This window comes from Ruegeria sp. BHSA118 (assembly GCF_059613405.1).
Genome location: NZ_JBXWSM010000020.1, coordinates 51,803 through 58,166, shown reverse-complemented (window position 1 = coordinate 58,166; position 6,364 = coordinate 51,803). Strand labels below are relative to the sequence as shown.

The following is a 6,364-nucleotide window of genomic DNA, read 5'->3' as shown; positions in this document are numbered from 1 at the left end:
GAATATTCCCACCGTCCGTCCTGCCAGAACACGATACCCAAATCCCCGTCGCGCCGGTATTGAAACGAGGTTTGAGCCGGGTCTGTGGTCAGATTGGCAAACAGGCTGAGGCGGTCGCCGGATTCGTTTTCATAGAGGAAGAACGCCGCCGGACCATGACCCAGAGGCAACAACCGCCCGCCGATCAGCCGGTAGCCGGTCTCGACCAGTTCGGGCGCGATCACCGGTGCGCCCAGCCGGTTGCTGAGCCAGGTTTGCAGATGATCGCGCTGGTCGGCGAACACCTCGACCGGGTGCAGAACCTCGGGCGAATACAGGGCGTGTGCCGCCGCCGCCTGAATCGGTGCCTGCGCCATCAATGTCTCGGGCTTGGCAGTATCCCGCGACAGGAACAGGCCACTGCCCAGACCCAAGGCATAGATCGCCACCGCTGCGGCCAGCCGTCCTAACACCGCGTGACTGGTGCCCTCGCGCGCCCCGCGCATCAGCCGGTCCAGTTGCGCGGGATCGGGCTGCGGCACCGAGGCGCGCATCATCCCCGCCTGCTGGATCATCGCCGCCAGCCGCGCACGGTCGGCGGGATGTGCAGCCAGGTGCCGGTCCAGACGGTCCTGCTGAGATGGCGTCAACTGGCCGTCGACTGCGGCCTGCATCAGAGTTTCCATGTTCGGTTCGGTCGTCATGTCACGCTCCGCAATCGTGATTTGCCCGCCTGTTCTTCCGGGGCTTGCAGCCGTGTCCGGGCCCGGGACAACCGAGACATGACGGTACCCTGCGGGACGCCCAGCAACCGGGCGGTCTCGGCATAGGTCAACCCCGCGATGGTGACCGCCAGCAGAACAAGTTTTTGATCCTCCGGCAAGGCGTCGATCCGACGCCACAGCCAGCGCAGTTCCAATCGCTCTTCGGCGGTGGCCTCGGGCGAAACCAGCTGATCCAATGCCCCAGTATCGGTTTCGGGACGGGTCGCGGCGCGCCGCCGGTCATTGCGAAAACAATTGAGCAGGATTTTCATCGCCCAGGGCTTGACCGGGTGGCCCGGCCATCTGAGCCCCTTTTTCCGAATCGCGCGCAAGACAGCATCCTGCACCAGATCGTCGGCCAGGTCGCGATTCCGGGTCAGTGAAAACGCAAATCGCCACAGATCGGGCAAGGCGTCTTCGAGTTGCTGGTCGAATGTCCGTGACATCGTCTAAGCCAAAGGCGGCCCGGTCGGGCCTCCCCCTGGCGCCGCAATCAGGGCCGCGCGGTATGCCACACGCCCTTAACGCCGTCGCCGGTCATTTCTCCGGGTTGCTTGTCCTTGATCCACAGATACAGCGGTTGGCCCTTGTAGGCGACCTGCATCATACCGTCGTCGCGCTGGATCAACGAATAGTTCTTGGGCAGTTCGGTTCCCGCGGCTGCGGTCAGCGGCGGCCAGTTCACCGCGCATTGATCATAGCAGTTGGACTTGCCCGTTTCGTCCTTGTCGAACGTATAAAGGGTCATCTTGTTGGCATCCATCAAAATAGTCTGATCGCCCAGTTTACCGGTCAGGACCGGGGCATCGCCAGCGGCGGCGGCGGTTGCAAGGGCGCATGCCATCAGGGTGGATGTGGTCAGAGCAAAAGAAGTGCGGGTCATTCGGGTGTTCCTCCGTGTCGGGCGTCTGCACCATCGCAGACATGACACTTACACGCAGGCGATCGGGTTTATTCCCTCGGGGCCTGAATTTTTTCGCGCCCAGCAGGGTCAGGCGTGCAGCACCGAATGCCGGTCACCGGAAGATCGGAGAACGGCTTGTGCGTGGTTCCTCCGGGAAGTTGTTGCACCCGGATGCCTACAGGGTTTATTGACCCGCCAACATCCAGCCTGCGGCCTTTTCTGCAATCATGATCGTGGGCGAATTGGTGTTGCCACTGGTGATCTCTGGCATGATCGAAGCATCGACGACGCGCAGCCCAATCACCCCCTTCATGCGCAAATGCGGATCGAGAACGGCGGTTTCATCATCCTCTCGGCCCATCTTGATCGTACCAACCGGGTGAAAGATCGTGCTGGCGATGTCGCCTGCCAAACGGGCCAGTTCCTCGTCGGTTTGATACTGAATGCCCGGCTTGAATTCTTCCGGCTCGTAAGCTTCCATCGCGGGCTGAGACATGATTTCGCGCACCTGCCGCAAGCTTTGAGCGGCAACCCTGCGATCTTCGTCTGTGTCGAGATAATTGGGGGTAATCTGGGGCGGCTGACGGAAATCCGAAGACGCGATGCGGACATGCCCGCGGCTGGTCGGATTCAGGTTGCAGACGCTGACAGTGATGGCGGGGAAATCATGCAGGTCTTCGCCAAACGCCTCAAGGCTCAGCGGCTGGACGTGGTATTCGACGTTGGCGTGCGGTCTTGCCGGATCAGACCGGGTGAAAGCCCCCAACTGGCTGGGCGACATGCTCATCGGGCCAGAGCGCTTCAGCACGTATTCCAGTCCGATCTTGGCCTTGCCTATCAGCGAATTGGCCAGGGTGTTCAGCGTCTTGGTGCCCTTGACCTTGTAGACCGCGCGAATTTGCAGGTGATCCTGTAGGTTCTCGCCCACATAGGGCGCATCCATGACGACATCAATTCCGTGCTTTTTCAGAAGCGCCGCCGGGCCGATCCCCGACAGTTGCAGGATTTGCGGCGAGTTCACGGCGCCCGCAGACAAAACCACCTCCTTTGAGGCCTCGACCGCAATGGGCTGTCCTTTGTGGCGGACTACTGCGCCGGTACAATGCAGCCGACCAGCCTCGCCTGTTTCGAAGGTCAGTTTCTCAACCTGCGCCTCTGTCCAGATCGTCAGGTTCGGGCGCGACTTGGCGGGGCGCAGAAATGCCTTGGAGGTATTCCAACGCCAGCCAGAACGCTGGTTGACGTCGAAATAGCCAACCCCGGCATTGTCGCCGGTGTTGAAATCATCGGTCTTGGGGATGCCGTTTTCGACCGCGGCTTCGGCAAAACTGTCCAGAACATCCCAGCGCAGTCGCTGTTTTTCCACCCGCCATTCGCCGCCATGCCCGTGCAGATCGGAAAACCGGCTGTTGTCGCCAGTGCGTGGGTCGGCACCGTCATCCAGCCGGTAGTGGTTCTCATGAGCCTTGAAGTCGGCCAGCGCGTTTTCCCAGTTCCACGCCTCTTCACCGGTGAGCTTGGCCCAGTTGTCATAGTCGCGGGCCTGGCCCCGCATATAGATCATCCCGTTGATCGAGGAACACCCGCCCAGCGCCTTCCCGCGCGGGTAAAGCAGGCTGCGCCCGTTCAGCCCCTTAGCGGGTTCGGTTTTGTACATCCAGTCTGCGCGCGGGTTGCCGATGCAATAGAGATAGCCAACCGGAATGTGTATCCAGGGATAGGTATCGGGCTTGCCCGCCTCAAGCAGTAAAACCCGGTTCCCTGGATCGGTGCTCAGCCTGTTGGCCATCAGGCACCCGGCCGATCCGCCACCAACCACGATATAGTCGAACCTGTTTGCGCCGTCAGACATCTTTGTCTTCCACCTGTTCTGTCGTTGCTTCGCCATTTGCGCACCGGCAAGGAAACGGATTCCTGTTTTCTGGTACGAGGCACTTTTTATTCACCTCCGAGGGTGGGGGCGGTTCCCCACCACCACACAACGCTGGTTTTACCGATCTCTGCGGGAGCGGCGGGCAAAAAGCTAATGACAATTTGCACAATACCATATTAGTAAATTTTATATGGACCGGTTTTCGAGCATTAACACCATCCTGGCCTTCGTGACGGTGGCCCGGGAAGGCAGTGTTTCACGCGCAGCCGAGGTGCTGAACCTGACACAGCCGGCCATCAGTCATCAAATCAAGCGTCTTGCCGAAGATACGGGGCTTACCTTGTTCAACCGAACCGCAACCGGGTTGCAGATCACTCATGACGGCACTGCGGTATTGGCGAAGGCTCAACACGTCCTCGATGCAGTCAGTGATTTCCAACGCAGTGCCCACCAGCGCGTTGGGCGCTTGAGTGGAAAACTGACGATCGGCACGATCGTCGATCCGGAGTTCATCCGGTTGGGGCGTCTGTTGGCGAATTTGCGCGCAGAGCATCCTGATGTTGAAACCGAACTGAAGCACGGGGTCAGCGGAGATATTTTGACATGGCTCAGGCGGGGTCGGGTTGATGCCGGGTTTTACCTGTGTGGGCCCGATGACCTATCCAGCATCGGGTCGGACGGAGACGATCCGGTGCATGCCATCAAGCTGGCCGAATTCACGTATCGCGTGATCGGGCCGGCTGGCTGGCAGAAGCAGGTGGAAGAATCCGACTGGTCTTCGCTTGCAGCCCTTCCTTGGATCGGCACGCCCGAAGCCTCTGTTCACCATCGCCTTCTGGCCAAGGTTTTCGAACGCCACGCCTGCCGCCCGAACGTGGTTGCGCTGGTGGATCAAGAAGCTTCGATGCTTGAAATGGTGAGATCGGGTATTGGCCTGAGCCTCTGCCGCGAGTCCATCGCGCTGCATCAAAAGCAATCCTTCGGGCTTGCCGTCTGTAATTCCGTGTCAGTTCCTGCGTGCCTGTGTTTCGCGGCATTAGAACGTCGCAAAGACAACCCGATGATAGCCGAGACATTCGACCTGTTGCTCCGGTCCTGGTGATCGCGCCTGGAGAGGCTGCAAAAATACCCTCTGAGGTGTGTTGCAAATTGCCATCCGACGCGTTCTGCGCGTGGTACGGCGGACGGCGCTTCGTCTCGCGAAATGCAAGTTCGCATGGTTCAGGACTTTGGGCCTGCGGCCAAAGTCCGGTCTGGCGGGTGCCGCGGAAGCGACGGCAGCCTTCAACCAATTGCCGGTCTGGGCCGTCCATATCGGTACGACATAGGACCAACAGGTCGTGGTCATGCGTTGCACCTTGAAAGACGATCATTCGCGCGAATTCACCCCACTTTCGGAGTTCACCCTTTCATCCAGTGTTTTCAGAAGCCTGTTCAAGTCCTCGGCTTCTGCCGAAGTTAGTCCGCGCAAAAGGCGATGCTGTGTGTCGACATGATCGACGACGGCTTTCTCGATCGTCGCAAATCCGGCTTCCGTCAAACGGATCAGAAACCCGCGCTTGTCTTCGGGGTTTGGCACCCGCTCGACGAGGCCGTGTTTGACGAGTTGATCGATGCGATTGGTCATTGTTCCTGAGGTCACCATGGTCAGGTCCAGCAATTCCCCAGGGGATAAGCCATCGGTTTTTCCGGATCTGCGCAGGGTCGCCAGGACATCAAAGCTGGCGGCGTTCAACCCATGAGCCTTCCAGGTTCTTTCCATTTCACCCCGAAGCTTGGCAGTCAAACGTGACAGCCGACCGATGATTTCCATCGGTCCGACATCAAGGTCGGGCCGGGCCCTGTTCCATTGGGCAATGATGCGGTCTACGTGGTCCATGAAACTATATTGCGGAGTTATCTCTTGACGTCAAGATAAATAGGTATATCTTGACGTCAAGATAATGGAGGTCCGCGATGAGACATCTCGACATTGCACTAACAGCCATTGCGCCGCTGGTTTGGGGCAGCACCTACTTTGTTACGACGGAATTCCTTCCTTCAGGGTATCCGGTGACGATGGCCGCCCTGCGCGCTCTGCCTGCCGGCCTTCTGCTGCTGGTAATGGCGCCGCGCTTGCCGAAAGGAATTTGGTGGCTGCGCATTTTCGTTCTCGGCGCGCTCAACTTCACGCTTTTCTGGGCCTTTCTGTTTATCGCAGCCTATAGGCTGCCGGGAGGGGTCGCGGCGACGGTCGGTGCGATACAGCCTCTGATCGTCGTGTTCCTAGCCGCGATGCTGCTTGGGACAGCGATCAGAGCGTCGGCCGTGATGGCTGCCTTGATCGGCATCTTTGGTGTCGGGCTGCTTGTCCTCGGGTCAGGTATAAGGCTTGATCCCTTTGGTTTGATTGCCGGAGTTTGCGGGGCGGCCTCGATGGCGGCAGGCACGGTCCTGACTCGGAAATGGCAACCTCCGGTGCCGCTGCTTACCTTCACCGCCTGGCAGCTGACCGCCGGCGGTCTGTTGCTGGTGCTTCTGGCCGTCTTCATCGAGCCGCCGCTTCCAACACTGGATGCACGAAACCTCTCAGGCATCCTCTACCTTGCGCTCATCGGGGCTGCGCTCACTTATATCCTGTGGTTTCGCGGTATCTCACGGATAGAGCCAGGGGCCGTCTCGGCGCTTGGTTTTCTCAGCCCGCTCTCCGCCGTTCTGATCGGCTGGGCCTTGCTGGGTCAGGCGCTGACACAGATGCAGATCGCCGGGGCCGCGCTTGTCTTTGCAGCAATCTGGCTTGGTCAAAGGGCGGTGCGTACCCGCCCATCTGACCTTTCGAAGAACCCCATCCGCTACCCATCGTAA

General features: G+C 59.6%; 7 protein-coding genes. 2 read left to right on the top strand and 5 right to left on the bottom strand.

Translation table 11 applies throughout. The features are described from left to right. The 4 genes from AC2FNN_RS08590 to AC2FNN_RS08575 form a co-directional block, all read right to left on the bottom strand. Nucleotides 1–683, bottom strand: a 683-nt coding sequence (locus AC2FNN_RS08590; RefSeq protein WP_496757918.1) for an anti-sigma factor family protein, incomplete at its 3' end; no start/stop codon positions are given. Continuing rightward, nucleotides 680–1,189, bottom strand: a complete 510-nt coding sequence (locus tag AC2FNN_RS08585) for an RNA polymerase sigma factor (RefSeq protein WP_496757916.1) — start codon at nucleotides 1,187–1,189, stop codon at nucleotides 680–682. The genes AC2FNN_RS08585 and AC2FNN_RS08590, both read right to left, overlap by 4 nt. Before the next feature lie 47 nt (nucleotides 1,190–1,236). Continuing rightward, complete coding sequence (locus tag AC2FNN_RS08580; protein ID WP_496757915.1) at nucleotides 1,237–1,626, bottom strand: COG4315 family predicted lipoprotein; 390 nt, start codon at nucleotides 1,624–1,626, stop codon at nucleotides 1,237–1,239. Nucleotides 1,627–1,831: 205 nt separating this feature from the next. Then, on the bottom strand, nucleotides 1,832–3,499 hold the full coding sequence (locus tag AC2FNN_RS08575; RefSeq protein WP_496757913.1) for a GMC family oxidoreductase: 1,668 nt from the start codon (nucleotides 3,497–3,499) through the stop codon (nucleotides 1,832–1,834). Nucleotides 3,500–3,710: 211 nt separating this feature from the next. On the opposite strand from AC2FNN_RS08575, the gene AC2FNN_RS08570 reads away from it, so the two are divergent. Beyond that, the gene (locus AC2FNN_RS08570) at nucleotides 3,711–4,622 is read left to right on the top strand and encodes a LysR family transcriptional regulator (RefSeq protein WP_496757912.1); all 912 of its coding nucleotides are present in this window, start codon (nucleotides 3,711–3,713) and stop codon (nucleotides 4,620–4,622) included. A gap of 267 nt (nucleotides 4,623–4,889) precedes the next feature. Here the strand turns inward: AC2FNN_RS08570 and AC2FNN_RS08565 are convergent, their stop codons facing one another. Further along, on the bottom strand, nucleotides 4,890–5,399 hold the full coding sequence (locus AC2FNN_RS08565; RefSeq protein ID WP_496757910.1) for a MarR family winged helix-turn-helix transcriptional regulator: 510 nt from the start codon (nucleotides 5,397–5,399) through the stop codon (nucleotides 4,890–4,892). A 77-nt stretch (nucleotides 5,400–5,476) separates the two neighbouring features. Here AC2FNN_RS08565 and AC2FNN_RS08560 point away from each other — a divergent pair, with 77 nt between their 5' ends. Then, nucleotides 5,477–6,364, top strand: coding sequence for an EamA family transporter (locus AC2FNN_RS08560; protein ID WP_496757908.1), 888 nt, complete (start codon nucleotides 5,477–5,479; stop codon nucleotides 6,362–6,364).

What these genes read in the sequence shown, in the direction of transcription:
- AC2FNN_RS08570 (WP_496757912.1), top strand. Translation starts at nt 3,711, where the DNA reads ATGGACCGGTTTTCGAGCATTAACACCATCCTGGCCTTCGTGACGGTG.
- AC2FNN_RS08575 (WP_496757913.1), bottom strand. Translation starts at nt 3,499, where the DNA reads ATGTCTGACGGCGCAAACAGGTTCGACTATATCGTGGTTGGTGGCGGA.
- AC2FNN_RS08560 (WP_496757908.1), top strand. Translation starts at nt 5,477, where the DNA reads ATGAGACATCTCGACATTGCACTAACAGCCATTGCGCCGCTGGTTTGG.
- AC2FNN_RS08585 (WP_496757916.1), bottom strand. Translation starts at nt 1,189, where the DNA reads ATGTCACGGACATTCGACCAGCAACTCGAAGACGCCTTGCCCGATCTG.
- AC2FNN_RS08565 (WP_496757910.1), bottom strand. Translation starts at nt 5,399, where the DNA reads ATGGACCACGTAGACCGCATCATTGCCCAATGGAACAGGGCCCGGCCC.
- AC2FNN_RS08580 (WP_496757915.1), bottom strand. Translation starts at nt 1,626, where the DNA reads ATGACCCGCACTTCTTTTGCTCTGACCACATCCACCCTGATGGCATGC.